The sequence below is a fragment of the Pedobacter hartonius genome (genome assembly GCF_900107535.1).
Lineage (GTDB): Bacteria > Bacteroidota > Bacteroidia > Sphingobacteriales > Sphingobacteriaceae > Pedobacter > Pedobacter hartonius.
Genome location: NZ_FNRA01000002.1, coordinates 375,622 through 402,150, shown reverse-complemented (window position 1 = coordinate 402,150; position 26,529 = coordinate 375,622). Strand labels below are relative to the sequence as shown.

Annotated in this window: 23 protein-coding genes; 11 read left to right on the top strand and 12 right to left on the bottom strand. The window is 44.8% G+C overall.

The genetic code is table 11. The annotated features are described in order from the left end of the window. Nucleotides 1–205: 205 nt before the first annotated feature. The 3 genes from BLW16_RS05240 to BLW16_RS05230 all read left to right on the top strand — a co-directional run bounded on the left by BLW16_RS05240 (nucleotide 206) and on the right by BLW16_RS05230 (nucleotide 5,090). A complete protein-coding gene (locus BLW16_RS05240; protein ID WP_090555512.1) occupies nucleotides 206–2,026 on the top strand; it encodes a sensor histidine kinase in 1,821 nt (606 codons plus the stop codon). A gap of 1 nt (nucleotide 2,027) precedes the next feature. Beyond that, nucleotides 2,028–2,723 carry a response regulator transcription factor gene (locus tag BLW16_RS05235; protein ID WP_175470480.1) on the top strand — a complete coding sequence of 232 codons (696 nt, stop codon included), beginning with the start codon at nucleotides 2,028–2,030 and terminating at the stop codon, nucleotides 2,721–2,723. Between the two features lie 102 nt (nucleotides 2,724–2,825). Further along, on the top strand, nucleotides 2,826–5,090 hold the full coding sequence (locus BLW16_RS05230; RefSeq protein ID WP_090555510.1) for a helix-turn-helix domain-containing protein: 2,265 nt from the start codon (nucleotides 2,826–2,828) through the stop codon (nucleotides 5,088–5,090). A 49-nt stretch (nucleotides 5,091–5,139) separates the two neighbouring features. Here the strand turns inward: BLW16_RS05230 and dapF are convergent, their stop codons facing one another. Beyond that, on the bottom strand, nucleotides 5,140–5,952 hold the full coding sequence (gene dapF, locus BLW16_RS05225; RefSeq protein WP_090555509.1) for a diaminopimelate epimerase: 813 nt from the start codon (nucleotides 5,950–5,952) through the stop codon (nucleotides 5,140–5,142). Between the two features lie 288 nt (nucleotides 5,953–6,240). Here dapF and BLW16_RS05220 point away from each other — a divergent pair, with 288 nt between their 5' ends. The 4 genes from BLW16_RS05220 (at nucleotide 6,241) to BLW16_RS05205 (ending at nucleotide 11,461) form a co-directional block, all read left to right on the top strand. Next, on the top strand, nucleotides 6,241–7,776 hold the full coding sequence (locus BLW16_RS05220) for a trypsin-like peptidase domain-containing protein (RefSeq protein ID WP_090555508.1): 1,536 nt from the start codon (nucleotides 6,241–6,243) through the stop codon (nucleotides 7,774–7,776). A gap of 204 nt (nucleotides 7,777–7,980) precedes the next feature. Continuing rightward, the gene (locus tag BLW16_RS05215; RefSeq protein ID WP_090555507.1) at nucleotides 7,981–8,661 is read left to right on the top strand and encodes a succinate dehydrogenase cytochrome b subunit; all 681 of its coding nucleotides are present in this window, start codon (nucleotides 7,981–7,983) and stop codon (nucleotides 8,659–8,661) included. Nucleotides 8,662–8,687: 26 nt separating this feature from the next. After that, nucleotides 8,688–10,667: a fumarate reductase/succinate dehydrogenase flavoprotein subunit gene (locus tag BLW16_RS05210; protein WP_090555506.1), complete on the top strand. Its 1,980-nt coding sequence runs from the start codon at nucleotides 8,688–8,690 to the stop codon at nucleotides 10,665–10,667. 23 nt (nucleotides 10,668–10,690) lie between these two features. Next, on the top strand, nucleotides 10,691–11,461 hold the full coding sequence (locus BLW16_RS05205; RefSeq protein ID WP_090555505.1) for a succinate dehydrogenase/fumarate reductase iron-sulfur subunit: 771 nt from the start codon (nucleotides 10,691–10,693) through the stop codon (nucleotides 11,459–11,461). A 294-nt stretch (nucleotides 11,462–11,755) separates the two neighbouring features. Here the strand turns inward: BLW16_RS05205 and BLW16_RS05200 are convergent, their stop codons facing one another. The 3 genes from BLW16_RS05200 to BLW16_RS05190 all read right to left on the bottom strand — a co-directional run bounded on the left by BLW16_RS05200 (nucleotide 11,756) and on the right by BLW16_RS05190 (nucleotide 13,987). Continuing rightward, nucleotides 11,756–13,111 (bottom strand): TonB family protein, encoded by a 1,356-nt coding sequence (locus tag BLW16_RS05200; protein ID WP_090555504.1) that lies wholly within the window; start codon nucleotides 13,109–13,111, stop codon nucleotides 11,756–11,758. Next, nucleotides 13,108–13,485 (bottom strand): BlaI/MecI/CopY family transcriptional regulator, encoded by a 378-nt coding sequence (locus tag BLW16_RS05195; RefSeq protein ID WP_090555503.1) that lies wholly within the window; start codon nucleotides 13,483–13,485, stop codon nucleotides 13,108–13,110. Before BLW16_RS05195 ends, BLW16_RS05200 begins: the two co-directional genes overlap by 4 nt. 226 nt (nucleotides 13,486–13,711) lie before the next feature. Then, a complete protein-coding gene (locus BLW16_RS05190; RefSeq protein WP_090555502.1) occupies nucleotides 13,712–13,987 on the bottom strand; it encodes a hypothetical protein in 276 nt (91 codons plus the stop codon). A gap of 241 nt (nucleotides 13,988–14,228) precedes the next feature. Between BLW16_RS05190 and BLW16_RS05185 the strand changes: the two genes are divergently transcribed. Both BLW16_RS05185 and BLW16_RS05180 read left to right on the top strand, forming a co-directional pair. Further along, nucleotides 14,229–15,254: a sensor histidine kinase gene (locus BLW16_RS05185; protein WP_090555672.1), complete on the top strand. Its 1,026-nt coding sequence runs from the start codon at nucleotides 14,229–14,231 to the stop codon at nucleotides 15,252–15,254. A 22-nt stretch (nucleotides 15,255–15,276) separates the two neighbouring features. Further along, nucleotides 15,277–16,026 (top strand): LytR/AlgR family response regulator transcription factor, encoded by a 750-nt coding sequence (locus BLW16_RS05180; protein WP_090555501.1) that lies wholly within the window; start codon nucleotides 15,277–15,279, stop codon nucleotides 16,024–16,026. On the opposite strand, the gene BLW16_RS05175 is transcribed toward BLW16_RS05180, so the two are convergent. From BLW16_RS05175 to BLW16_RS05165, 3 genes are read right to left on the bottom strand one after another with little or no spacing between them, the layout of a single operon-like run. Then, nucleotides 16,023–16,763, bottom strand: a complete 741-nt coding sequence (locus tag BLW16_RS05175; RefSeq protein ID WP_090555500.1) for a lysophospholipid acyltransferase family protein — start codon at nucleotides 16,761–16,763, stop codon at nucleotides 16,023–16,025. The genes BLW16_RS05180 and BLW16_RS05175 overlap by 4 nt on opposite strands. A 7-nt stretch (nucleotides 16,764–16,770) precedes the next feature. Further along, the gene (locus BLW16_RS05170) at nucleotides 16,771–17,325 is read right to left on the bottom strand and encodes an NUDIX domain-containing protein (RefSeq protein ID WP_090555499.1); all 555 of its coding nucleotides are present in this window, start codon (nucleotides 17,323–17,325) and stop codon (nucleotides 16,771–16,773) included. A 17-nt stretch (nucleotides 17,326–17,342) separates the two neighbouring features. Further along, nucleotides 17,343–19,835, bottom strand: a complete 2,493-nt coding sequence (locus BLW16_RS05165) for a TonB-dependent receptor (RefSeq protein ID WP_090555498.1) — start codon at nucleotides 19,833–19,835, stop codon at nucleotides 17,343–17,345. 97 nt (nucleotides 19,836–19,932) lie between these two features. Between BLW16_RS05165 and BLW16_RS05160 the strand changes: the two genes are divergently transcribed. Further along, a complete protein-coding gene (locus BLW16_RS05160) occupies nucleotides 19,933–20,532 on the top strand; it encodes a thioredoxin family protein (protein WP_090555497.1) in 600 nt (199 codons plus the stop codon). Here BLW16_RS05160 and BLW16_RS05155 read toward each other — a convergent pair. The 5 genes from BLW16_RS05155 to dcd all read right to left on the bottom strand — a co-directional run bounded on the left by BLW16_RS05155 (nucleotide 20,519) and on the right by dcd (nucleotide 25,814). Continuing rightward, complete coding sequence (locus tag BLW16_RS05155) at nucleotides 20,519–20,800, bottom strand: ATP-dependent Clp protease adaptor ClpS (RefSeq protein ID WP_090555496.1); 282 nt, start codon at nucleotides 20,798–20,800, stop codon at nucleotides 20,519–20,521. The two genes, BLW16_RS05160 and BLW16_RS05155, sit on opposite strands and share 14 nt — an antisense overlap. Before the next feature lie 67 nt (nucleotides 20,801–20,867). Continuing rightward, nucleotides 20,868–21,743 carry an SDR family oxidoreductase gene (locus BLW16_RS05150; RefSeq protein ID WP_090555495.1) on the bottom strand — a complete coding sequence of 292 codons (876 nt, stop codon included), beginning with the start codon at nucleotides 21,741–21,743 and terminating at the stop codon, nucleotides 20,868–20,870. A gap of 2 nt (nucleotides 21,744–21,745) precedes the next feature. Beyond that, nucleotides 21,746–22,507 carry an enoyl-CoA hydratase/isomerase family protein gene (locus BLW16_RS05145; protein ID WP_090555494.1) on the bottom strand — a complete coding sequence of 254 codons (762 nt, stop codon included), beginning with the start codon at nucleotides 22,505–22,507 and terminating at the stop codon, nucleotides 21,746–21,748. A gap of 4 nt (nucleotides 22,508–22,511) precedes the next feature. Next, entirely contained in the window at nucleotides 22,512–25,202 is a 2,691-nt protein-coding gene (locus BLW16_RS05140; RefSeq protein WP_090555493.1) for a TonB-dependent receptor plug domain-containing protein, read from the bottom strand. A 75-nt stretch (nucleotides 25,203–25,277) separates the two neighbouring features. Then, nucleotides 25,278–25,814, bottom strand: coding sequence for a dCTP deaminase (dcd, locus tag BLW16_RS05135; RefSeq protein ID WP_090555492.1), 537 nt, complete (start codon nucleotides 25,812–25,814; stop codon nucleotides 25,278–25,280). A gap of 65 nt (nucleotides 25,815–25,879) precedes the next feature. Here dcd and BLW16_RS05130 point away from each other — a divergent pair, with 65 nt between their 5' ends. After that, nucleotides 25,880–26,521 carry a 4'-phosphopantetheinyl transferase family protein gene (locus BLW16_RS05130; RefSeq protein WP_090555491.1) on the top strand — a complete coding sequence of 214 codons (642 nt, stop codon included), beginning with the start codon at nucleotides 25,880–25,882 and terminating at the stop codon, nucleotides 26,519–26,521. Nucleotides 26,522–26,529: the final 8 nt, after the last annotated feature.

The window sequence follows — 26,529 nt, the reverse complement described above, 5'->3', positions numbered from 1 at the left end:
CAGCAAAGGAGCTAGGCATTATTGAATTTAGAGGTGCTGCAAAAACCGGCGGATATTATCTGTCAAATAAGTTTAGGAAGTTGACTGATCTCAAAAGCTAAATAATTTAAAGTGCTGTTAAGCACAACTATTTGAATCCTACTGTGTTAAAAATTGTTAAAATAGAGCTTATCACAGTACTCTTCCTTATTTTTGACAATACATAATGAAGAAAAAAAGCCTTTGGCTGATTACCGGACTCATGACCATAGCGCTGCTGGGTGTGTTTGTAATGCAATCGTATTACATCAGGGAGGCATATCGGCTTAAATCACAGCTTTTTGAGCAGGAAGTAAACCAGGCCTTAAGTGCTGTGGCCGATAAAGTCCAGCGCTTAAATGCGGTCAGTCATATCACCAAGACGGATTACGAATGGCGGATAAAAATGGAAAATCAGCGGCGCGACAAAACCCGCCGCCTGATAGACCTCGATCAGAAGTATAAAGAGGACGAGCGTAAAAGGAAATATAACCAGCAAAAGCAGATGATTGACGAACTCAATTATCAGGATGGCATGATCCGCAAGCTGTACCTCAGCCCCACGATAATTTCAGAAATCGATTTTTATGACCTGGCCAATCAGGCCACCACGCCTTTAAATGTAGACGTAAATGTGGGTTTTGACGAGGAGCTGAACATGATTGGCAGTAATGTGCGCAAGACTTTCAGGATAGGCTCTGCCAAAACGTTCAACCTGGAACCAAAAAAACTGCCTGATAGTATCCGGTACCTGGCCTATAGCAGTAACGGCCAGCCGCTCCGCATCTCATTGCCCAGCTTGAACGCTGAAATGCGTGCAAAATTCGAAATTGAGGATGAAATTGCCGCCCGCAGGCGCAGCAACGCCCTGAGAGAATTGCAGGCTGATACCGTAAAGCTCAACGAGGGAGATTTTAACGTGCTCGAAGCTGCGGCCAAGGAAATGAGTCAGCTGGATATTCCCTTGAATGAACGCATTTCCAAACCTATACTTGATACGCTGCTGCGCGCAGAATTGCTGAATAAAAATATCGGGCTCAAATATGATTTCTGGCTGAAAAGCGTCACCCGTGACTCCGTGCTGTTCAGTAAGGTTTCCTTTGTTAAAGGAGAGATCCTGCCGGCAAATACATTTAAAACTACCCTCTTCAGCAATGATGTGATCCGCGACCCGGGAATGCTGTATATTAATTTCCCGGACAGGGAATCTTTAATATTGAGTAACCTGAAGGTAACGATGGCATCGTCTGGTGCCTTATTGCTGGTGCTGATCTCCATTTTCTCGTATACCCTGTATGCCATATTGAGACAGAAGAAGATCTCTGAAATGAAGACGGACTTTATCAACAACATGACCCATGAATTTAAAACCCCGGTATCTACAATCATGATTGCCAGTGAAGCACTGAGAGATCCGGAAATACTGGAGGATAAAACACGCATCGGCCGTCTGGCGGGGATCATCTATGATGAGAATGTACGACTGGGAAATCATATCGAACGTGTGCTGAGTATTGCGCGGCTGGAGAAAAAGGAACTCAAACTAGAAGAGGAAGAAGTAGATATGAATGCACTGATCGCAGCTGTTGCAGATAGCATGAGCCTTCAGCTGCAAAAGAAAGAGGCCCAACTGACCCTTCACCTTGACGCTGCACTGCCGGCAGTAAAAGGCGATGAACTGCACCTCTCCAATGTAATCTATAACCTGATTGACAATGCAAACAAGTACAGCATTGGGTCACCTAAAATAACAGTAAATACACGGAATTCCGGCGGTAAACTGATCATAGAGGTGGAGGATGAAGGAATTGGAATGACAAAAGAACAAAGCAAGCGTGCTTTCGACCAGTTTTACAGGGTACCTACAGGGAACCTGCATGATGTAAAGGGCTTTGGTCTGGGCCTGAATTATGTGCTGGACATCGTCACACAGATGAATGGAACTATCAAGGTGCACAGTGAAAAGGATAAAGGAACAGTGTTTGAAATAATTATACCCCTGAATTAAAATGAAGAAAATTCTATTGGTCGAAGATGATCCTAACCTAGGTATGCTTTTGCAAGATTATTTACAGTTGAAGGGAAAGTTTGATATCGTCTTATGCGTGGATGGCGAAGAAGGCCTGCGTGCATTTAACAAACAGACTTTTGACCTCTGCATCCTGGATGTAATGATGCCGAAGAAAGATGGTTTTGCACTGGGTAAGGAAATTCGTAAATTGAATGAGAGCGTGCCTATTATATTCGCCACTGCAAAAGCAATGATGGAAGACAAAGCTTCAGCTTATGATCTGGGCGGGGATGATTATATCACCAAGCCATTCCGGATAGAGGAACTGCTGTTAAGGATCAATGCCCTGCTCAAACGTGCCTCGGTAAAAGAAACTAAAGTGGCAGAACCCGTACAGTGCCAGTTCCAGATCGGCAGTTATACCTTTGATTATACCACCCAGCTCATCCAGCACAACGGGCAGCAGCAGAAGCTGTCCACCAAGGAGGCCGAACTCTTGCAGCTGCTTTGCCTGAAGCAAAATGCGGTGCTTACACGGGAGGAAGCTTTGCTGAGCATCTGGCATGACGACAACTACTTCAACGGCCGAAGCATGGATGTATTCCTGAGTAAGTTGCGCAAATACCTCAAAGAAGACCCGAAAGTAGAAATACTGAATGTTCACGGGAAGGGATATAAATTGCTGGTAAATTAACAAATTAAACTTAATATTCTTATTTAATTAGAAATAATTAATTGTATACCTGTTTAGGTTGTTCCAATCTTTAGTACCTTTGCTTCAAAACTGTTGCAAAATATGTCTGAATACAACCCCGCTGAAATTGCTGCTAAATTTATCAATTATACTTCCCGGCATATTTTCCTGACAGGGAAGGCCGGAACGGGAAAAACTACTTTCCTGAGGAACCTGATTGAGCTGACGCACAAGAAAGCCGTGATTACAGCACCCACAGGGATTGCCGCGATCAATGCAGCAGGGGTAACCATTCATTCACTTTTCCAGCTCCCCTTCGGTACTTATCTGCCCAAACAGCCTACGGCAGAACACCCCAATCAGCAGTACAATACGCCAAGGTCTATCGTGCGCCATTTACAGATGAACACCACCAAGAGAAGGATCTTCCAGGACCTGGAACTGCTGATCATTGATGAAGTAAGCATGCTCCGGGCAGACCTGCTCGACGCAATTGATATGGTACTGCGGTATATCAGGAAGAACAACGCCAGCTTCGGCGGTGTGCAGGTTTTGTTCATCGGCGACCTTCATCAGCTCCCGCCGGTAGTGAAGTCCAATGAGTGGCAGCTGCTTGGCGAATTCTACAACAGTGTTTATTTCTTCGATGCCCATGCCCTGCAGCAGCATCCCCCCGTTTATATAGAACTGGAGAAAATCTACCGTCAGGCAGATTCCGTATTTATCAACCTGCTGAATAACCTGCGCAATAATGAGATCACGTCCGCAGATGTGGCTTTGCTTGATCAGTACTATAGATCAGATTTCGTTCCCGCAAAGGAAGACAAGTACATTACCCTGACCACACACAACCAGCGTGCAGATACCTTAAATAAGAAAAGCCTGGATGACCTCGAAGGCGTATCCTATCTGTTCCAGGCTACCGTGGAAGATGAGTTCTCGGAGAACTCTTTTCCCGCTGAACGTATCCTGGAACTGAAGCTGGGTGCCCAGATCATGTTCATCAAAAATGACCAGAGCGGTGACCGCAAGTTCTTTAACGGGAAGATTGCAACCGTCGTTACCCTTAAGCCCGACCTGATCGAAGTGGTAACCGAAGGTGAGGGAGAAAGGATTATCCTGGAAAAGTATACCTGGAAGAATATCAGGTATACCAACCATAAGGTCACCAACGAGATCGAAGAGGAGGTGATCGGTAAGTTTATTCAATATCCCATTAAACTGGCCTGGGCAATTACCGTGCATAAAAGCCAGGGTTTAACCTTTGACAAAGCGATCATCGATATCGGCAATGCCTTTGCGCCCGGACAGATCTACGTGGCCTTATCCCGCCTCCGCTCACTTAACGGGCTGGTGCTGACCTCCAGAATATCAGGTACAGGTATCCGGCAGGATCAGAACGTCTCTCATTTTGCAAAGAATAAACAGCAGCAGGATGAACTTGATATACAGATCAGGCTGGAAAGCGAAGCTTTTCTGAGAAGCTATCTGCTGCAATGTTTCGACCTGACCCCACTTGACAATTACGTATATGAACATGTCCATTCCTATAGTAAGGACATCAATAAATCTGCCAAGCAGAAACATGTGAAATGGGCACAGGCCCTGTTAAAAGAACTGAGCGAAATCAAAACCAACGCCAATAAGTTCCTTGCCCAGATACAGCGGCTGAGCCATGACCAGACGGCCGGCGGATTATCTGCTTTGCTGCTCAGAACTACCGCTGCGGAAAATTACTTCAATCCGTTGCTGCTGGAACTGTCCAAACGGATCTTCGAACGGATGGAACTGGTGAAACAGGATAAACAGGTAACGGCATTTCTGACGGAGCTGCTGGAAATGGAATCTTTGTTTTATGAGCAGTTTAAAAAGATCAGAAAGGCAACTGCATTATTGCAATCCACCATCAATGGAACGGAATTCACAAAAAGTGACGTGGGTTTGCTGTTAAACCAGTCGGAGCGTGAAGCCCAGATGAAAAAAGTTTATGCCATGCCAAACAAGCTGGACTTTACGGCTAAAGTAAAAAAGGAAAGAAGTAAAAAGCCTGCCGTAGTAAAGGAACCGAAGGAGGACACCAAGGAGGTTTCCCTGGAGTTATTCCGGAAGGGCAAGAGCATCACCGAAATTGCTGAAGCCCGGAAGATGGTAGTGGGTACGATAGAAGGGCACCTGGCACATTATGTGGCAAGACAGGAGATCTCTGCCAAAGAGATCCTGGGCAGGAACAAGCTGAATAAGATCCTGGAGGCAATCAATGAGCTGAAAACAGTAAACTTAAATCCTTTGAGGGCACATCTGGGAAACAGCGTTACCTTTGGAGAGATCAAGATCGGCATTGCCGCCCATCTCGCTGATGAAAGCTAAGATTGCAACTGAATTTAAGATGAAAGATGGGCCTAAAGTTCTGCGCAGGTTAAACTTTTACGTCTCCTTCAAAAACCAGTTCGGCAGGGCCGCATAAAAAGATATTGCTAAAGTCTTTTCCATCATAGTCAAACTCTATACGGAGTTTTCCTCCCAGAACGGTGATATCCGTTTTTAAACTTCCATGCTGCTCATTTGCTTTGGCCATAGCCAGGGCTACGGCAGTAACACCGGTGCCGCAGGCATAGGTCTCATCCTCAACACCGCGCTCAAAAGTACGTACAAAAAGGTGATCACCCTGATCTTCAACAAAGTTCACGTTAATGCCTTCCGCTTTGTAGGTTGGGTTATTCCGGATCTCTTTTCCCATGGAAAATACATCCATATCTTTCAGGTCTGCCACCTGATTTACATAATGGGGAGATCCGGTGTTCAGTACATAAGCAGAACCGTCTTTTTCTATATCCTTTACGTCAATCATTTGAAGGTCAACCCAGTTGCCTTCTGCTGAAACTTTGGCATAATGAGGACCGTCGACTGCCAGAAAGTTAGTTTCACTGTCAATTATTCCTAAGTGTTTTGCAAAGGCCACAATACATCTTCCCCCATTCCCGCACATACTGCCCAGCTTGCCGTCGGCGTTGAAATAAAGCATTTCGAAATCATATTCAGGATGGCCCTGCAACAGCATCAGCCCATCGCTGCCGATCCCAAAACGCCTGTCACACAATTGCAGTACTATATTGTTATCTTTATACTGAAAGCTGAGCGAACGGTTGTCGATTAAGACGAAGTCGTTACCCGCGCCCTGGTACTTGTAGAAATGGGTATGTTGCTGATCTGCTGATGTGTTATTTAACATTTTTTAACAAAATATGTGATGCTGTGCTGATACAAATATCGGTGTATTGGTATTAAATTTGAATAAGTTCGGAAAATAAATCAAACAAAGACAAAAATGGTACCTGCCGGTGACATAATCAACGATATCACATTAAACCAATGGCACTGTAGCAGAGTCAGACTAAACAGAATAAACAAGCACAAGAAATAATAATAAACACAAATGAAACCTGCCTAAGCTTACCATTACAAAAAGTTTGCATAAGCTTAGGCAAGCTTCATAACCATTAAAAAACAATAAACACAAATGAAAAAAATAGCATTAATAGTTTTTGCTGCATTCATAGGAGGTGCAGCGGCAATTGGCGGTTATAAAATGCTGGAGCACAAAAACAGCGACTTAACCCTGGCTGAAAAGCAACATGTGCTTTTTACCAGCAATCCTGCAAGTATTTCTTCAACCGGATCTGTTGATTTTGTTCAGGCAGCAGCAGCAGTTTCACCTGCTGTGGTGCACATCAAAACAACTTTTACTTCAAGTGGTTCGGGTGACAGCGGGTCACCAATGGATATGATGGAAGAGTTCTTTGGAGGTGGCCGCAGCAAACGATCACGTATTCCAAGGGCAGCATCGGGATCCGGAGTGATTCTTACGCCTGACGGGTACATCGTGACCAACAACCACGTAGTGGAAAACGCTGAAAAGATCCAGGTGATCCTTTCAGACAGGCGTAAAGTTGAGGCCAGGGTAATTGGAAGAGATGCCAATACTGACCTTGCTTTAATTAAAGTGGATGCTACTGATCTGCCTGTTGTAAAAATGGGTAATTCAGATAACGTTCAGGTTGGGGAATGGGTATTGGCAGTTGGGTTCCCTCTGGACCTTCAAACTACGGTTACTGCCGGTATCGTAAGCGCAAAATCGCGTCAGATCGGTATCCTGGGCAGGGAACAGCAGCAGCCAACGGAAGAAGAATATGAAGAATATCAGCGTACAGGAAAGGCACCGGTTAGGGCAGCCAACAGCGCTATTGAATCTTATATTCAGACAGATGCCGCTATCAATCCTGGTAACAGTGGTGGTGCATTGGTAAATGCGAATGGTGAGCTGGTGGGTATTAACTCGGCAATTGCCTCCCAAACAGGTACCAATGAAGGATATGGATTTGCTATCCCCGTTAACCTTGCCAAAAAGATCCTTGAAGATTTTAAAAAATATGGCAGCGTGAAACGCGGTTATGTAGGTGTTACCTTCCAGGAGCTGAATGCCGATGTTGCTGAAGACCTGAAGATTGATGATATCAGCGGATTATATGTAAACGATGTGATGCCAAACGGTGGCGGTGCCGCTGCAGGAATCAGAAAAGGTGATATCATTAAAAAAGTTGACGGTAAAGAAGTATTCAACTCTCCGGATTTGCAGGAAAAGATCGGACGTATGAGTCCTGGTGATAAAGTGATGCTCAGCATCTCCAGAGATGGAAAACTGCAGAATGTAAGTGTAACACTGAAAGGTGATGCCAGCATAGGCAGACCTAAAACCATTCTGGCATCAAAAACTACAGGAACAACTATGGGTAAACTGGGTGCTTCATTCGCTCCCGCTTCTGCCGCAGCCAAAGCAAAATATGGTGCAAAAAGCGGAGTGGTAGTCACTGGTGTTGAACCGGGTAAACTGTTCGATTCTTTTGATATTGACAAAGGCCTGCTGATTACCAGTATCAATGGTAAACCAGTGAATAATGCAAAAGATGTTGAAGCCGCACTGCCAACTTCTAAAAATGGTAAAACCACAATTTCAGGAGTAGGCCCTAACGGGAATTACACCTTCAGCTTCAATTAATAGTTTGATATACTGATCTCCTTTGAGAGAGGCAATGAAAATTGCCTCTCTTTTTTTGTTTAAAATGGTAATAATCATGGATTAAAGCCTAAAACGTAGAACGTTTCTAAATAGCTTATTTATTACTTTTTGCTAATATTCGTGTTTAAATTAAGTCATTTATTAAATACTTTTGCAGGAATAGAACTCAAATATAAAAATCTAATGGCTAGTTTCGGAAACGCTTTTTCCTCATCTATAGGAAAAAAACTAATAATGGGTATCACCGGCCTGTTCCTAATCTTATTTCTCATTGTACATTGCTTTATCAACTCGTTGATATTTTTGAATGACGGTGGTTTAACTTTTAACCTGGGTGCCAACTTCATGGCTACCAACTGGCTGATCAGAGGATCTGAAGTTATTTTAATGCTGGGGCTGATCGTGCACGCTGTGCAGGGCCTTCGCCTTACTTTTCAAAACCAGGCTGCGCGCCCGGTGAAGTATGCAGTGAACAATGGAAATGCAAACAGTAAATGGTATTCCCGTTCAATGGGTTTACTCGGTACCTTATTGCTGATCTTCCTGATCGTGCATTTGTCCAATTTCTGGGTAGTATCACGTTTTACCGGGATCCCGACTGAAGACGCAAACGGACGCGAAGACCTGTACGCTGTGATGAAGCTGACTTTTCAAAATATCTGGATCGTTGTTTTATATGAACTGGCAATGGTCTCACTGGCCTACCATTTATTGCACGGCTTTGCCTCTTCTTTCCAGACACTGGGCTGGAACCACAGGAAATATACTCCCCTGATCAAAGGACTCGGAGTATGGTATTCTATCATTATAGCGTTGCTTTTTGCAGCCATGCCTGTCGCATTTTATACAGGTCTTATTAAATAAATTTCGAACGTATAACGCTAAATAAAATGGCAGATTTTAATGCAAATATACCGGAAGGGGAACTAACCGTAAAGTGGACTAAACTGAGGTCTTCAATGCCTCTGGTGAATCCGGCTAATAAAAGAAGTATAGAAATTGTAGTAGTAGGTTCAGGACTGGCAGGCGCTTCGGCAGCGGCTACCCTGGCTGAAATGGGATATAAAGTTAAATGTTTTTGTTTCCAGGATTCTCCGAGAAGAGCGCACTCTATCGCTGCCCAGGGAGGTATCAATGCAGCAAAGAATTATCAGAATGATGGTGACAGTGTTTACCGTTTGTTCTACGATACGATTAAAGGTGGTGACTACCGTGCCCGCGAAGCGAACGTTCACCGTTTGGCTGAAGTGAGCACAAGTATCATCGACCAGTGTGTGGCACAAGGCGTGCCTTTGGCAAGGGAATATGGTGGGTTACTGGATAACCGCTCATTTGGTGGTACACAGGTTCAGCGTACATTCTACGCCGCCGGACAAACGGGTCAGCAATTGCTTTTAGGTGCCTACAGTGCCCTGGAGCGCCAGATCGGTATGGGTAAAGTAGAAATGTTCACCCGTCATGAAATGCTTGAAGTGGTCGTGATTGAAGGTAAAGCACGCGGTATCATTGCGCGTAACCTGATCACCGGCGAACTGGAGCGTCATTTCGGTCATGCTGTGTTGCTTGGAACAGGTGGTTACGGTAACGTATTCTACCTTTCTACGAACGCAATGGGAAGTAACGTAACTGCGGCCTGGAAAGCACATAAAAAAGGTGCCTTTTTCGGAAACCCTTGTTTTACGCAGATTCACCCTACATGTATCCCGGTATCAGGTGACCACCAGTCTAAACTTACCCTGATGTCTGAATCCTTACGGAATGACGGACGGATCTGGGTACCTAAGAAAAAAGACGATACAAGAAAAGCGTTTGATATTCCTGAAGACGAAAGGGATTATTACCTGGAACGCCGTTACCCTGCTTTCGGTAACCTTGTTCCGCGCGATGTGGCTTCAAGAGCCGCGAAAGAGCGTTGTGATGCAGGATATGGTGTGGGACAGTCTAAACTGGCCGTGTATCTTGATTTTGCTGCCAATACAGAACGTTACGGACGTATCGAAGCAACAAAACATAATATTCATAACCCGGATAAAGAAACCTGCATGCGTCTCGGACGCGAGGTGGTAAAAGAAAAATATGGTAACCTGTTCGATATGTATGCGCAGATCACCGGTGAAGATCCTTATGAATTACCGATGCGTATCTATCCTGCGGTTCACTATACAATGGGCGGATTATGGGTAGATTATAACCTGATGACCACGGTTCCTGGTTTATATGCCTTAGGTGAAGCTAACTTCTCTGATCACGGTGCGAACCGTTTAGGTGCTTCTGCTTTAATGCAGGGACTGGCCGATGGTTATTTTGTGATCCCTTATACCATTGGTGCGTACCTTTCGAAAGAACTGGCTACAAAACCAATTCCATTGGATCACCCCGCTTTTGTAGAGGCAGAAGCGAGTGTGAGAGGCATCTTAGAAAAGTTTATCTCTATAAAAGGTACCAAATCGGTAGACTTTTTCCACAAGAAATTAGGTCTGATCATGTGGGAGAAATGCGGAATGGCACGTAATGAAAAAGGTTTAACTGAAGCTATTGCAGAAATTCAGCAGTTGCGCAGGGATTTCTGGAGCGACGTGCGTGTACCGGGTGTGATCAATGAGTTCAATCCTGAACTGGAAAAAGCTGGCCGCGTGGCCGACTTTATCGAGCTGGGAGAACTGATGTGTATCGATGCACTGAACAGAAATGAATCCTGTGGCGGTCACTTCAGGGAAGAATATCAGACTGAAGAAGGTGAAGCCTTAAGGGATGATGAGAACTATGCTTACGTAGCTGCATGGGAATTCAAGGAAGGTGTGAAATTTGAACTGCACAAAGAGGAGTTGAAATTCGAGAACATCAAGATCGCACAAAGAAGTTATAAATAATCTAGTACTAAAATATCCATACCATGAGTACAGGAAATATGAATTTAACGCTGAAAGTTTGGCGTCAGAAAGATAGCAAGGCCAAAGGGAATTTGGTAGATTATAAATTATCAGAAATTTCTCCTGATATGTCTTTCCTAGAGATGTTTGATGTTCTGAACGAACAACTGATCAATAAGGGAGATGAACCGGTTGTATTCGACCACGATTGCAGGGAAGGTATTTGCGGAGCCTGCTCCATGTTCATCAACGGAAGGCCTCATGGCCCGAAAGACAGGGTTACTACCTGTCAGCTGCACATGCGTTCTTTTAAAGATGGTGATACAATTGTTGTGGAACCATGGAGAGCGGCTGCATTTCCTGTGATTAAAGATTTAACGGTAGACCGTACTGCATTTGACAGAATTATTGCCGCAGGAGGCTTTATTTCGGTAAATACAGGTAATGCACAGGATGCCAACGCACTTCCGATTCCTAAGCTTCAGGCAGATGCTGCTTTTGAAGCTGCGGCATGTATCGGCTGTGGCGCCTGCGTAGCTACCTGTAAAAATGCATCGGCAATGTTATTCACTTCGGCTAAAATTTCCCAGCTGGCCTTATTGCCACAGGGACAGCCTGAAAGATACCGCCGTGCACAAAGTATGGTTGCACAAATGGATGCTGAAGGTTTTGGTAACTGTACAAATACAGGCGCCTGTGAAGCTGAATGCCCTAAAGGGATCTCGCTGGAGAACATTGCAAGGATGAACAGAGATTTTTATGCTTCAAAATTTGTTTCTGAGGAAGAAGTTTAATAAATTTAGACTCTACGAGACAAGGATTTAACACAAAAACCCCCGCTAGATTTTAGCAGGGGTTTCGTGTTTTTAAGCGGGTGTTTTTTTAAACACCATACCTGTCTGTAGCTGTTTTATCCTTTACAACCACCATGGATTCAATTATTTTTGGATCCATTTCCTGTAATTCCTTGTTGGTGATCTGAACACCATCAAGGTACACCAGAGGTTTGCCGGGACTTTTAATCCGTATGCCTGACTACGCTCCGCCCTTAGGTTTCGCTCCTGCAGGACTTGCAACAGGTGCTTTATTCAATTTGGTTTGTCAGTATCTTCCTTAGAAAGCGCAAAACTTATAGGTAGATTGTATTTCACCCGTACGGGCTTGTTGTCGCGTGTGCCGGGAATCCATTTAGGCGAAGCTTCCAGAACTCTTACAGCTTCTTCATCAAGGCCGCTGCCAAGACCTTTTTCCACTTTAACTTCGTTAATCCTGCCATCCTGTTCTACAATATAGGATAGAAAAACTTTTCCCTGCACATTCTTTTCCTGTGCTTCTTTAGGATATTTCACGCTTTTTGCCAGGTACTGGTAAAACTTGTCCATACCGCCGGGAAAGCTGGGTGGCGTGTCCGTTGAAACAAAATCATAAACTTTTTCACCATTAGCTCTGGTAACAGTTTTATCGGCCAGGGCAGTTCCTTTGATTGGTTTTGACTGGTGTCGTTTCTTTATGGTGTCCTGTTGCAAGGGCTCATTTACATCCCTTGCTGAAGGTTTAACTCCGGTAGCAAATAGCCCGGGAACCGGGGCAGGGATCTTCTCAGCCAGGTCTTTGATGTCTTCATTCCTGCTGATCTTTGCAGACGACAGCAGCAGCATTCCCGCGAACAGCGGGAGAACGAGGCCATACTTTAGGATGGCAGTCCTGGTGGATCTTTGTCTATTTAGCATATATATCCGGTTTTTAATTAGTGATTTTGAAAAAAAACTATTGGTAAGAACGTTTTGGTCTACCCTAAAAGCCTTGCATAATAAAAGCAATGCATACGATTCCTTATCGCCCTCTAACTGCGCTGCTGCTTCATCAGCCAGGTATTCATGTATGTTTTTAATGGAATTTTTGTAGAGATAGATCACCGGATTGCACCAGAGGAGAATACCCAGCAGTTCAAAATAAATTACATCTGCCGTATGGTACTGCCGAATATGAACATCCTCGTGCTGGTGTATGATGCCCTGCTCCGGCAGGTTCTGATCAATCACCTTTTTTCCAAAAAATGAAAAAGCCATTCCTTCGGAGTTTGAGCCAATCAGCGTTTTTACAAGCAATAAGCGCCAGACGAAAAGTGCTGTAAAGAAGAGCACACCACCAACATATACTGTTGCTATAAGTGCAGCCCAGTTGAAGGCTGTATCTGCCGCTGTAATTCCATCTGCAACCAGCATCGTCAACTGTCCTGCAGTAATTCTTATATTTGGGTTTATAGCTGTTTCAGATATCCATTCCGGTTTAATAAACGGAATCAGGAGTGACAACGATCCTGCTGAGAGCAGATAAATCCTGTTCAGCATAAACCATGTTTCCTTTTCAAGAAGTAATTTATAGAATGCGTAAAATATAACCAGGTATATATTTACTTGCAGGAGGTAATGGGTCCAGGTCATTTTGATTTGTTTTTGAGTTTGCTGATCATTTTTAAGATTTCATCCACATCACTTACGTCCATCTTTTCCTCCTTTACAAAAAAGGAGAACATGCTCTCCACAGAGTTTTCAAAATAATTTCCTAACAGCTTTTCCGTAGCATGGCGCTTGTAATCTTCCCTGGAGATCAGGGGGTAATACTGGTGGGATTTCCCAAATGCGATATGGCCGATAAAACCTTTCACTTCCAGTATCCTGATGATGGTAGATACTGTATTGTAGGCGGCCTTTGGCTCAGGCAGAAATTCCATGACTTCTTTTACGAATCCCTTTTCTATCTGCCAGATCACCTGCATGATTTGTTCTTCGGCTTTCGTCAGATCTTTAATTTCCATAGTATTCGCTGATTGATTTTGATGATAATGATAAATGAACTAAGAGTATAGTTAAATGTATAAACTATATTCTTAGTTTCAAAATAATATTTAATGTTTTTCAAAATCTCTGGCAAAAGAAATGGCGGCCATCCAGCCGCCATTACTACTATTACTATAACTAAAACTAAATTCTTTGTATGGCAGAATAGGTATCCTACGCTCTTCGGGATATAAGACGCCTGTTTTATTTTAATGTTGCATAAGGTATTTTTGCAATGGTTGTATTGGTTTCAGATTTTATACCGGCCGTATGGTCGTCAGTAGTACTTACGTTGCTGGTAACGGTCAGGATCAGCATCATAAATACAGGTACCAGTAACCATATAAAAGGAGAGACATTTGTTAATTTTTTCATGATATAGGTATATATAGTGGTCAGCTTGCTGAAGTCAGTTTGATACGAGGCATATATCCTGTGGTTTACTAGTGTGTCGAGGTGTTGAACAGATGCAGATTTCATAATCGTTTCGTTTTGATGAAACAAATAGAATCATAAAATTCATCCTGCTAAAATGTTTTATACCAAGTGTAAATAATTATAGATCAACAGGTGATTTTACGATAAAATGCAAAATGTTGCTATTTTCGGCGTTGGTAGAAAAAAAATGCCTGTTCGTCGAAAGCTATGGCCAAAAAGTGTTACTTTCAGTACTTTGGTTTCCTGGCAGAAAACAATAAACCGCTGGAAAAAATGCCCGCTAATGAAAGATAAAAGAGAGTTGATTGCCCATGTCGTGTATTGGCTGTTTATAAGTGGTTTTATGTTCCTGATCATATTCTTTTCGGGAGAAAAATATAACTCAACTGAGCTGCTGGTAAAGTATGGCTATTTTACTGTCATTAACATTTCCATATTTTATATCAATTATACCCTGCTGATCCCTCAGCTCCTGAAAAAATACTGGTGGTATGTACTGTCGATCATCGCGCTGATTGCCCTGATGGCGGCAGTAAAAACGATCATGGCGGTACTTTACCGGGATGAAGTATTAAAGTACTGGAGCGCTAAGACCAGAACAGTAGAATATACGGATTTGAGTATGTTTGTCTGGAGTTCGGTGTTCACTTCCGGGTTTTTTATTATCTCCGGCTGCCTCATTAAATTTGCGCTCGACTGGTTTAGCAATATCCGCATTCAGCGCAGCCTGGAAACGGAAAAGAAAGATATGGAACTGCAGTTTCTGAAATCGCAGCTCAACCCCCATTTTTTATTCAATTCTTTAAACAATATCTATTCACTGGCCTATCAGAAATCTGATAAAACTGCAGATGCTATTTTAAAATTGTCTGAGATCATGCGTTATATGATCTATGAAAGCAACGATAGCTGGGTAGCACTGAGCAAAGAAATAGAATATGTGCAGAGTTACATCGAGTTGCAGAAGCTGAGGTTCAAGGACGGCGCATCGGTGGTGATGACACTCAATGGTGAGATCGACGACCAGCAGATCCTGCCGCTGGTGCTGATATCTTTTGTAGAGAATGCCTTCAAGCATGGAGTGGCAAATGATCCCTCAGACCCTATCAGGATCAATATTATAGCGAACCAGAAAATACTGCATTTCAGTATTACGAATAAAAAGAACAATGCGAATAAAGACCACGTGGGCGGGGTAGGCCTGAATAATGTGGAACGCCGGCTGCAGTTGCTTTATCCCGAAAGATATAAGCTAAATATCGTAAATTCGGCTACGCATTATACCAGTGAACTCATGCTTGATATATAAATCTAGTATAAATACGAACACAATGACGCTAAAATGTATTGCAGTGGATGATGAGCCTTTGGCGCTCGATATTATTGAAGATTATGTTTCTAAAGTTCCCTTTCTGGAATTGGTAAAACGAACGGAAAATGCAATTGAGGCTTTACAGCTCGTGCAGGCAGGGGGGATAGATCTGGTTTTTCTGGATATCCAGATGCCGGACCTGACGGGCATCCAATTCCTTAAGATTGCAAATAATAAAGCCAGTTATATCTTAACCACGGCATATTCACAATATGCATTGGAAAGCTACGATTTGAATGTTTCGGACTATCTGCTAAAACCTATTGCGTTCGACAGGTTTTACAAGGCCGTGGAGAAGGTCCATAACCAGCACAAAAACAATGCGGAGCCCGTTATTCCTGCACCCGTAGTCCCTGTTGCCGCCCCGGCAGCACCCGCAGGCCAGCCGGTACAGGACTTTATCTTTGTAAAAACGGAACATAAAATTCAGAAGATTGAACTGGATAATATTCTTTATATCGAGGGGCTGAAAGATTACATTTCAATTTTCACGAAATCAGAAAGGGTAATCACGCTGCAGAATATGAAAAAGATGGAAGAGACCCTCCCCAATGCGAAATTCATCAGGGTACATAAATCCTATATCATTGCACTCGATAAAATAGAAAGTATAGAACGCAGCAGGATCACGATCTGCGGCAAGATCATTCCTATTGGTGATACCTACAGGGATGAGTTCTTTAAAAAGATAGAGAATAAAAATATTTAAGCTTCCTGATTTAAGGCTTTCCTGATTGCGCCTTCGGCCATATTTGTCAATTCCTCCGCATTTCTTCCTGCCGTTGTGATGGGATCAAGTACCGTCCACCTGAGCTTTTCGCCGAAGCTCAGCGGGTAGGTTCCATACTGAACAACCTTCCAGGAATTCTCTATCGCTATAGGAACAATGAGCGCATTGGGCACTGTTTTTAATAAGGTAGCTATTCCACCTACCTGAAAAGGCTTTATCCGGCCATCTTTAGCACGTGTGCCTTCGGCAAATATCATGGCCGACCAATTGTTATCCTTCATTCTCCGGCCCAGCTTGATGATCTCTGAAACGGCCTGTTTACTGTCTTTACGGTTGATGTTGGCCCCGCCGCCATACTTCAGGTTAAATGAAATGGAGGGAATCCCTTTGGTAAGCTCAATCTTCGAAATAAACTTTACATGATATTTCTTCAGGAACCAGAAAATGCCCGGAATATCATACATGCTCTGGTGGTTGGCAACAAATATAATAGGATGGTTCAGCGGGAGATCCTGGTGGTTAACGAAGGTAGTGGATGAGCCTAAGAAGACCTGGCAGTAGGTCAGGAAAAAATTGAGGTAATCTACCGAGGCCTTATGTGCTTTATAACCAAAAAAGCGATAACATATCCATTGAATGGGCTGAAAAATCAGCAGGCTCAGTAAAAAGAAAAAGTAAAATACGGGAGTAAAGATATATCCCAGGAATTTGTTCATACAGTTTTTATAATTTGCCTTCCAATACTAATATTTTTGCCCGCAGCAGTGCTGCAACACTCATGCTGTCAGTGATCTTTCCCTCAACGGCCATTTGGTAAGCTTCTTCGAACGGTAGTTTCCGTACGACCAGTTCCTCTGTTTCCTCGGGAGCGGACTTGCCCATGGTTAAACCTCTGGCGATAAAGATCACCGCAAATTCATCACTCACGGAATTCGAGAGGTGCATCCTTTGCAGCTCCTTCCAGTCGCTCGCTATCAGCCCGGTTTCCTCCTGTAATTCACGTTTGGCACTGTCCAGCATCGGCAGGCCCAGCGGTCCTCCCCCTTCGGGAATCTCCCAGCTGTAGGCCTTTAATGGAAAACGATACTGCCCCACCAGCCAGGTGTTCATGTCCTCATCCAGCGGAAGTATACCTATTGCATAGTTCCTGAAATGCACTTCCCCGTATATTCCCTTTCCGCCGGATGGGTTGATCACCTGGTGTTCTGTCAGTCCTATCCAGTTATTTTCATAAATTTTGCGGCTGTCCAAAATAGTCCAGGGGTTCATTTCTTCCATGCCGCAAGATACGAATTTTAGAATGTTCCTTCGTCAGGTTTTGTTTCCTGCTGTTCTGCTTTTTTCTGTTTTTTCTGGAAACTGGTTTTTCCAAAGCGGTAAGAGAAGGTCAGGTTTCCCTGCTGTCCTTTCTGGTAGCGCTGGAAGTCGGTGATGGTATTGGCATCCTGGATGACTGCCCCGAATTTCCTCGTATTGAAGATATCCCTGACATTCAGGCTGAGGGAAGCTTTTTTATTTGGAAAGTCATATTTGGCTCCGCCGTCTACGCCGTACATGGCTTTACGTTTTCCCTGTGCCTGTAATTCCGTAGAATTGTAATCACCCCTGATCTGCAGAGAGATGTTGTAAGGCAGGGTGATGTTGTTGGTCAGGTTGGCATTCCAGCTGTATCCTGAGGTCTGAGAGATGTTATATGCCGGTACTGCATCAATATTACTGTGATAACCGTTGACGTTGGCTGTGAAGCTCCAGGCTTTAACGGGGTCTACCTTTGCGATCAGCTCTACTCCGCTGTTTGTGCTTTGAGTTAAGTTGAAAGGGGTAAGGATGATCACACCGTTGGAATCAGGCACTGAACGTACCCTTTGGATCAGGTCATTGGTATGACGTGAGTATACACTTCCGATCAGCGTTACCTTCGACCAGAATTTGCTGTAACTCAGCTCATAGGAGTGGACATCCTCAGGAAGCAGGTTTGGGTTACCCTGGCGCCAGCTGAGGGGATCGGAATAATCTATAAAGGGGTTGGTATCCCATGGCCTTGGCCTGTTTACCCTCCGGGTATAACTCAGTTGCAACTGCTGGTCACCTTTAAACTTCTGCGTCAGGAAGATACTTGGGTACAACCTGTCATAGGCGATGCGTCCGGCAGCATTGGCCAGGGTGCCGTTCAGGTCGTACCCACCGGAGTTGGTGTTTAGCCTGGCAACTTCGCCCCTTAGCCCTACCTGGTAACCAAAGTTTTTGATCTGGTTTGAATAGTTCAGGTACAGGGCGTGCACCTGGTCTTTACTGTTAAAGAGGTTTGACAGCTGATAATTTTCGTCATAATTGCCTGTGGCCGGGTTATAGGTCCTGGCCACGGTATTGTTATCTGAATACCTGATCTGACTGCGGTAACCGCTTTCCAGTTTACCCAGCTTGCCCAGTGGCATGTTGTAATCGGCCTGGATATTATAGTTTTTATTTTTACCGTCGTTATCGTTGGTCAGCATTTCAGGGTCTTGCGTTGCAGGAATGCCATTGATGCTGTTCACTGTTGTATTGTACTGCTGGAAATTGTCGTTCGTTCCATGTGAGTAGCCAAAGTTAAAGGTAAGCTCCTGGCTGGCCTTCCATTTATGGCTGTAGTCCAGGTTGAGGTCATAACTGTCGCCACCTCCGTCAGTAGTATTGATCCTGTCACTCAGTTGTCTGGGCGAGCCGTCTGCGTTATAAGTATTTACGTTCAGAAAGTCTCTTTTATCCTGGTCACGTTTGTTATACGCTGCCGAGAAGCTCAGGATATCTTTTGTAGTCAGGTAGTAGTCTATCCCTGCTTTGGCATTCTGGCTTTTCTCTATCTGTCTGGAGCTTGTCAGCTGATCGGCCGCTCCCAGGGAATCTGCGCGGTTAAGGTACCTGATATTGTTAAAGCCGCCGCCTATACGCTTGCCATACCTGTACCCGTAGTTTCCGTACAGGTTGATCTTTTTATTCTGAAAGCTTAAGCTGGCATTTCCGTTATAGTTATCCCTGTTACCGGCGGTAAGGGCTACATTTCCGTTGAACCCAAGTTTTGAGTTCCGTTTCAATACGATATTGATAATTCCTGAATTTCCTTCGGCATCATACTTTGACGAGGGGTTGGTGATCACCTCTACCGTTTCAATGGAACTTGCAGGAATAGAGGCCAGTATAGAAGCCACGTCACCCCCTCCAATCACGGAAGGTTTACCGTCCACAAGTACTTTCACTCCTGTAGATCCTCTCAGGCTTACGTTTCCATCCACATCAATTTGTACCGAGGGAACATTAGTTAACAGGTCTGATGCAGAACCGCCTTCACTGACAAGGCTCTGGTCTACAGAAAATACCTTTTTATCAATCCCCAGCTGTATGGGGGCTTTCTTGGCTGTTACAGAGACTTCTTTTAACGCAGTTCCTTTTGCGGCTTTCATTTTTATGGTGCCCAGGGTAAGCAGCTGTTTCGATTTAGTTACAGCTACAGAATCTCTGACAAGCGTCTGGTAACCCACATAGCTGATCTTCACAGAGAAGGTACCATCCGGGATACCGTTAATGATCAGATTACCATTGACGTCCGTTTGCCCGGTGGCTACGGTAACTTTAGTTTCCCTGTTACTGATGATTGCTGAGGCGAAGGGAATCGTCTCATTCGTTTGGGCATCTACAATTTTTCCTGTAAGTTTACCAGAACCCGGGGCCTGTGCATGAAGTTGAAAGGAAGCAGCAGTAGTACAAATTGTCAGCAGTATAAATATAAATTTACAGCGGTAATTGTTCATTTCGAATGTATCGTTTTAAGTTTCTTTTGATAGAGGGACAAAGTAACGGCGGGGAAGTTTAAAAAACAGGCGGTAACTATTTTATTACAACGCATTTATGGCCAATTACAGTAATATTTTTGTGAATGAGGGATTAAGTTATCCGGAATACCGGGATTTAATCATTTCTCTTTTAAAAGAAAACAGGTCTACGAGTAATGACAATAGCGAAGAAATGTTGCATTACAGTAAACTGAACATCCAGAGGATGAACAGAATTGAAAAAACTGCTGTGCTGACGGATTTTTTAGTCGAAAAAATAAAAAACCTGAAAAAACATTACCATATCATGGTGATTACCGAAGGCTGGTGTGGCGATGCGGCCCAGATCGTGCCGCTGTTTCAGAAAATGACGGAAATTCTGCCGGAGAAGTTTGACCTGCGGTTTGTACTGAGAGACCAGAACCTGCCGCTGATCGATGCATACCTGACGAACGGGGCCAGGTCTATTCCGGTAGTGCTGCTGCTGGATGATGCGGGCTGGCTTGTTGCGAAGTGGGGCCCGAGGCCCGCTGCTGCACAAGCAGTGCTCAATCATTGGAAAGCAGAAACGGCCGATAATAACCTGCAGTCTGAGCAGTTACACCTCTGGTATTCCCGTGATAAAACCCAGGCCACACAGGAGGAGCTGGCCATGCTTCTACTTAATCTACCGTGACCGTTAAACCTTCCTGCTGAAGGATCTTGCGGTATACTTCCATTTCGGTAAAGGAACCTTCCAGGACGGCACATTTCCCCTTATTGTGTACCTCCCATGCAATTTTCTCTGCCTGGTTTTCTGTGTAATCGAGATATTTAGTCATACAGTGGATCACATGGTCAAAAGTGTTCACCTCATCGTTCCATAAGATCAGACGGTGTGAGGTTTTGAGAGAGGTTAAGATCTCCTCAAGGGTAAAGGTTTCTTCTTTTGTTTCTGTTGACATGGTACAAAAATAAAGCTAATTTCAAAATAAAGATGCTTTAAAATAATTTTTGCGCAAAAGATTAAACTCAGCTGCCTTTTGCCGCCCTGGTCATCTGTGCAAAGCTATCCCACAGTTCATCCGGGACCGCTTCAAGTCCGTTAAACTGTCCTGCTCCCTGCAGCCACTCGCCGCCGTCTATAGTGATGACCTCGCCATTGATGTACCCGGAAAAATCACTCACTAAAAAGGCTGCGAGGTTGGCCAGTTCCTGGTATTCGCCTACGCGTTTTAGCGGAACCCTGTTTTTGAAATCGAACTTCTCTGCCAGATCTCCCGGAAGCAGGCGTTCCCAGGCTCCTTTGGTAGGGAAAGGCCCCGGGGCAATTGCATTGGTCCTGATTCCGTATTTGCCCCATTCCACGGCCAGCGAGCGTGTCATGGCCAATACGCCTCCCTTGGCACAGGCCGAGGGAACTACAAAAGCCGAACCTGTGAAGGCATAGGTGGTAACGATATTTAAAATACTGGCCGCTTGTTTTTCTTTGATCCAATGTTTGCCAAAGGCCAGCGTGCAGTTCACGGAACCTTTTAAAACGATATCAATGATTGTGGAAAAAGCATTGGCTGACAGGCGTTCTGTCGGGGAGATGAAGTTTCCGGCGGCATTGTTGAGCAGACTGTCCACACTGCCAAAGGTACTGAGCGTTTCTGCAAGTACATTTTCTACCTGCTCATAGTCGCGCACGTCACAGCTTACTGCCAGTACCCTTCCTCCGGTTTCCATCTCCATTTCTTCGGCGGTCTTTTGTAATACATCTGCCTTACGGCTGGTGATCACCAGATTCGCGCCAAGCTTCAAAAAATAGGTGCCCATGGCTTTGCCCAGGCCGGTACCACCACCTGTAACTACAATGGTCCTGCCTTTTAAGGCGTCATCTCTTAACATCGGTTGATTGTACATGGCTATTTTTTTTGAAGGCTGTCAATGATCATTTTCAGGAGGTTCCTGCTGGAGGGCGACCACCATTGGGCAAGGGTAATTTCAAGCAGTTCCGACTGGTCTGCCGAAGTAGCGGCAATCAGTTCCTTCCTGATGTTGAGTTTGCTCTGCTGCCAGGTGTTGGGCTCCAGGGCCATATATTTTCTGATCCTGCGTTCGGCTGCGGTCATGATACTTGCGGGGTTCACCACTTCATCTATCAGTCCGATGTTAAGGGCCTCCTCAGGGCTGAATAATTTACCTTCCAGCAAACTTCTGCTGGCATGGGCCTTGCCTAACCAGAAAGCATAGAGCTGGAACACGCTGTCCGGAACAATGATGCCTACGGGAACTTCATTCAGTCCGATAACATATTTTCCTTCGGCCATCACCCGTGCATCACAGGCCAGGGCGATGATACATCCCCCGGCAGGCGAATGTCCGTTGATGGCGGCCACCATCGGTTTTTTAAAAGCGACAATCTTTGCTATAGCATCCAGGAAGAGCTTCCAGAATGACCTGATCTCCTCCTCATTGTAACTATACAGCTCTATCAGGTCCAGTCCTGCCGAAAAGAAATGCTCCTTTCCGGTAATGACCACGCCGCCGATATTTGCATCGTTATTGATATTATGGAGCATATCTGTCAGTTCGGTGATCATTTCCCTGTTGAGTGCATTTGATTTACCGCGGTTCAGGGTAATCAGGGCCAAACGGTCTTTTATTGTCACATTGATGGTATTCATATATTTATTTTACTTCGTAAGTATATACTTTTCTGGCCAGGTGCCCTTCGTCATTGATCCCTTCAATGACAATCCTGTAGGTTCCGGGTTCATCAGTATTGTAAAAATTAAATCTGGCAGTTCCGCCGGCCTCTGCAGGCAGCTGCGGGTTCCAGTACACTGTAGAACGCCTGTCTGCATTTTTATCCGTATTTTCCGGTGTATACTGCGGAGAATAGAACTGCCTTACGGGATAATAACCTTTAGGGGCATAGGTGATGATGCCTGGCGAATACCTGGAATAACTCAGGTCTCCTCCTCCTCTTTTAGTGGTGATGACTAAAATTCCGCCTCCTCCTCTGGAACCATATATTGCGGTATTGCTGACACTTTTTAACACTTCTATTGTTTCTACATCGAAAGGGCTGATGTTGTCGAGGAAGTCAGGCTCTACCTGCATGCCATCGATAATGATCTGCATGGGGGTACCGTTATTTCTCAAAAGGTATGCTTGTCCATTTCGGAGCGTCATACCGGCCACTCTTCCCTGTAAACACTGTGACAGGGTGATACAGGTTCCCAGATCCCTGGCAGTGATCACCTGATCGGCATGTCCGGCGCCATTCAGGTTGGCTGAATTCGGGGCGGGGTTCTTCTTCTGTACAATGTTTATCTGGTCAAGCAGGAAAGTGCGTTCCAGCAATCCGCGTTTATTGAGGTCATCAAAATAAGCATTACTTTTCCGGATATAACCCTGGATGGATTCATTTACATTGATCTCCACATCCCCGGTGTTCCTGTTTTTTGTGACCACCTGTCCGGGAACGATGTCCAGGTTGATCTCCACATACTTTTTGTTCTTTGCGTTCCTTGCCTGCACTACAAACTTGGTGCTGTCACCAAAAATCAGGTTGTCGAAACTGAAATGCCCCTGGGCATCGGTCAGGGTGTCAACCATAAAGAGGCCTCCGCCGGTTGAAAACAGTGATACCCTTCCTTTCGGTACGGGTTTACCTCCTGTGGTGGTGACGGTTCCGCTTACCTTCAATGATTTTTCAGGCGGGAAAGCCGATGGTTTTACGGTATTGCCCATCAGGTCTGCCCATAATAACCTGGTCCAGCCCTGTGTGAGCAGGAGGTTATCCAGGTGTTCGCGGCTCTCTTTGGTGTTGTACTGCAGGTAATAATTTGGTTTTTCCACATACCCGTTCAGGTCTGAAGTCAGCAGCAGCGAGCTGAGGATATTCGTTTCATTATCAGGATCTGGTGTTACCGTACTTGAATTGGTAACAGCGACAGAGAAGCTGCCGATCGTCGGTTTGCCGGCATCCTTTGCAGAAAGCTCTAGCGGCACGTTCTCCCGCAGCCCGTAACTGCCCTTTAAATTGGTCAGGCTAACACTGATCTGCTCTGCCGGATTATTAATAAAGATCAGGCGCTCTGCCACTGGCAGGTTTGCTGCGTTGAACAGCGTAAAGTGGATAATCCCTGAGGGAAGGTCTTTTTTTGGCAGCACAAGTGCGCTTACCTGTTTGGTAGACTGCAGCTTTTGCACCGTCAGGACAGTATTGTTCTGCTGGATGACCAGTTTCATCTCACCCTGGTTCAGCAGCTGCTGGCTCATCAGGATCCTGATGTTTACCTTACTGGTGTCTGCGTTATTTACACTGAGAACGTATCCCAAGGGAGAGGCTTTTGGCATGGGCACATCCAGTATGCTGCCGTCTTTGCGTTTAACTTTTACGGTATAGGTTTTTCCCGGCTGCGGGTTTACAACGAAATTGCCCATCCCCAGGTGGGTGGTACTGAAAGCCAGCAATTCCGTTCCGTCACTGTCAACCACTGTACCGGTCACATCTTCGCCCAGTCCGGAGGGACTGACCGCCTTGATGGCTACTTTTGACGGAAGGTTTTCAACCAGGTTCCCGCCTTCGGGGAACAATTGAACAGACAGGGAATTGGAGGTGGTCTTTACGGGGATGACTTTTACGATCTCCTGTTTATTCGGCAGGGTTATGGTCGCCTTAATTTGACCGGATGCTGCGGTGCCGGTTGAATTCTGGAAAGAGAAATTTATTTCGCCCTGGGCATTGGTCATGCCTTTGCCGCGGCCGGCGGGTTTATCTTTCAGCCATACTTCGTAGCTTACATTTTGTCCGCCATAGGGATTTCCGTCCTTGTCTGTAAATTTAACGAGTGCGTCCACCAGCTCAGCATTGTTCCTTTTGCCGAAAGTATAGGTGGTGCTGGTAAAAACCTTATTTACCCAGGCATTCCCGATCCTGACCGTTTTATCAAAAAAGAAGTCCGGGGCGGCGTTCCTCATCCATTGAGTATAGGCCCTGATCCTGTAGTTTCCTTCTTTTAAGGTATCTGCCAGTTTAAAGTCGCCCCAGCTGAGCCCGCTGATGAGCGGCAGTTTGATCTGTTTTTTCACCGAATCATTTTCGCTGATCAGTTCTACATACAAAGATGTGCTGATCTTCGAAAGCTGGTTGGTACGGTTATCGGTTACATAGGCTTTGAACCAGATATTGTCGCCGATGGCGTAATAAGGTTTGTCCAGATGCAGGTATACTTTTTCCTGCGGATGCTCTTCGTTATAAGCAGTAAGTTTTTTTAGAAGGGCTTCAAAAGGGTCATCCTGAAACCTGAAGGCAAGGAATATAGCGGATGCCAGGAGAAAAATAACGGCGGTCAGGAATTTAATTCGCATAGGTACACAACTAAAAAAATAAAGCCTCAATATAAGAATATTGAGGCTCAAAAGCTATAGTGATTAATCCAGTGTTTAAAAGTTATTCTTCCACATCATACTTTCTACAGGTTTGGTAGTTTTGTTGCTGTACTTGGCGTCATTTTTCGCATTGTACAGGGTTTCAATATTTCCTTCCACCATAAAATAGATCAGCTGTCCGATAGGCATCCCCGCATAGATCTTTACGGGTTGGGCGCATGAAATTTCGAGTGTCCAGGTATTGCAGAATCCTACATCGCCTTTTCCTGCTGTGGCATGGATATCGATTCCCAAACGGCCGGTACTTGATTTACCTTCCAGGAAAGGGACGTGGGCATGTGTTTCGGTATATTCAAGTGTTACACCCAGGTATAAGGTGCCCGGCTGCAGTACAAATCCATCCTTAGGGATCTCAAAATGCTGGATCTTGTTGTGTGCTTTGGCATCCAGCACCCTGTCGGCATAGGTTGCCAGGTATTTGCCCAAATGAACATCATAAGAATTTGTGCCTAAACATTCTGGTTTAAAGGGCTCAATAATTATTGTTCCTTTGTCAATCTCTTCTAAAATACGCTTATCCGAAAGTATCATTTGTAAAGTCTTTGGGCGAAATTATGATTAATTTAAGATACTTTTGCATTGATTTTTTAAATAGGATGCCTGTAATCTATAATAAAGATATTGACGATCACACCATACTTGCCGTATGGAAAATCCAGGAGAGCGAAGAGGAGCTGCTTTCCGGTCTGCAGATGAAGCAGCATGAACTGGATTTTCTGACTACGCTGAGCCAGGGCAAGCGACTGCTGCAATGGCTGAGTACGCGGTTTTTATTGCGCACCATGCTGAACACCTCGGGTTATATCGACTGCCGGATGGATGAACACGGGAAACCCTACCTGGTAGGGTCGCCCTACAGCATTTCACTCAGTCATTCGTATGACTATGCCGCGGTAATGATTGGCAGGAAAAAAGATGTTGGTGTAGATATTGAACTGATCAAGCCCAAGATCCACCGTATCCAGCAAAAATTCCTTTCACCGCCTGAACTGGCGCAGAATAATGTAAAGAACCATACCGAAGCGCTGTATGCCTGCTGGTGTGTGAAGGAGGCTGTTTATAAATGGTACGGGAAAAAGGGACTGGAATTCAGGAAACATATCCATATACAGCCTTTCGAGCTGAAAGACAATGGGTCAATGACGGTAATTGTCAGCCTGCCGGAAGGGCCGCAAACATTAACCGTTTGTTATTTTAATACCATACCCGGTTACATGCTCGGATATGTTGTAGCTTAAATTAATGG

Excerpts from the sequence above, each read along its gene's own strand:
- BLW16_RS05240 (WP_090555512.1), top strand. The coding sequence starts at position 206 with ATGAAGAAAAAAAGCCTTTGGCTGATTACCGGACTCATGACCATAGCG.
- BLW16_RS05235 (WP_175470480.1), top strand. The coding sequence starts at position 2,028 with ATGAAGAAAATTCTATTGGTCGAAGATGATCCTAACCTAGGTATGCTT.
- BLW16_RS05230 (WP_090555510.1), top strand. The coding sequence starts at position 2,826 with ATGTCTGAATACAACCCCGCTGAAATTGCTGCTAAATTTATCAATTAT.
- dapF (WP_090555509.1), bottom strand. The coding sequence starts at position 5,952 with ATGTTAAATAACACATCAGCAGATCAGCAACATACCCATTTCTACAAG.
- BLW16_RS05220 (WP_090555508.1), top strand. The coding sequence starts at position 6,241 with ATGAAAAAAATAGCATTAATAGTTTTTGCTGCATTCATAGGAGGTGCA.
- BLW16_RS05215 (WP_090555507.1), top strand. The coding sequence starts at position 7,981 with ATGGCTAGTTTCGGAAACGCTTTTTCCTCATCTATAGGAAAAAAACTA.
- BLW16_RS05210 (WP_090555506.1), top strand. The coding sequence starts at position 8,688 with ATGGCAGATTTTAATGCAAATATACCGGAAGGGGAACTAACCGTAAAG.
- BLW16_RS05205 (WP_090555505.1), top strand. The coding sequence starts at position 10,691 with ATGAGTACAGGAAATATGAATTTAACGCTGAAAGTTTGGCGTCAGAAA.
- BLW16_RS05200 (WP_090555504.1), bottom strand. The coding sequence starts at position 13,111 with ATGACCTGGACCCATTACCTCCTGCAAGTAAATATATACCTGGTTATA.
- BLW16_RS05195 (WP_090555503.1), bottom strand. The coding sequence starts at position 13,485 with ATGGAAATTAAAGATCTGACGAAAGCCGAAGAACAAATCATGCAGGTG.
- BLW16_RS05190 (WP_090555502.1), bottom strand. The coding sequence starts at position 13,987 with ATGAAATCTGCATCTGTTCAACACCTCGACACACTAGTAAACCACAGG.
- BLW16_RS05185 (WP_090555672.1), top strand. The coding sequence starts at position 14,229 with ATGAAAGATAAAAGAGAGTTGATTGCCCATGTCGTGTATTGGCTGTTT.
- BLW16_RS05180 (WP_090555501.1), top strand. The coding sequence starts at position 15,277 with ATGACGCTAAAATGTATTGCAGTGGATGATGAGCCTTTGGCGCTCGAT.
- BLW16_RS05175 (WP_090555500.1), bottom strand. The coding sequence starts at position 16,763 with ATGAACAAATTCCTGGGATATATCTTTACTCCCGTATTTTACTTTTTC.
- BLW16_RS05170 (WP_090555499.1), bottom strand. The coding sequence starts at position 17,325 with ATGGAAGAAATGAACCCCTGGACTATTTTGGACAGCCGCAAAATTTAT.
- BLW16_RS05165 (WP_090555498.1), bottom strand. The coding sequence starts at position 19,835 with ATGAACAATTACCGCTGTAAATTTATATTTATACTGCTGACAATTTGT.
- BLW16_RS05160 (WP_090555497.1), top strand. The coding sequence starts at position 19,933 with ATGGCCAATTACAGTAATATTTTTGTGAATGAGGGATTAAGTTATCCG.
- BLW16_RS05155 (WP_090555496.1), bottom strand. The coding sequence starts at position 20,800 with ATGTCAACAGAAACAAAAGAAGAAACCTTTACCCTTGAGGAGATCTTA.
- BLW16_RS05150 (WP_090555495.1), bottom strand. The coding sequence starts at position 21,743 with ATGTACAATCAACCGATGTTAAGAGATGACGCCTTAAAAGGCAGGACC.
- BLW16_RS05145 (WP_090555494.1), bottom strand. The coding sequence starts at position 22,507 with ATGAATACCATCAATGTGACAATAAAAGACCGTTTGGCCCTGATTACC.
- BLW16_RS05140 (WP_090555493.1), bottom strand. The coding sequence starts at position 25,202 with ATGCGAATTAAATTCCTGACCGCCGTTATTTTTCTCCTGGCATCCGCT.
- dcd (WP_090555492.1), bottom strand. The coding sequence starts at position 25,814 with ATGATACTTTCGGATAAGCGTATTTTAGAAGAGATTGACAAAGGAACA.
- BLW16_RS05130 (WP_090555491.1), top strand. The coding sequence starts at position 25,880 with ATGCCTGTAATCTATAATAAAGATATTGACGATCACACCATACTTGCC.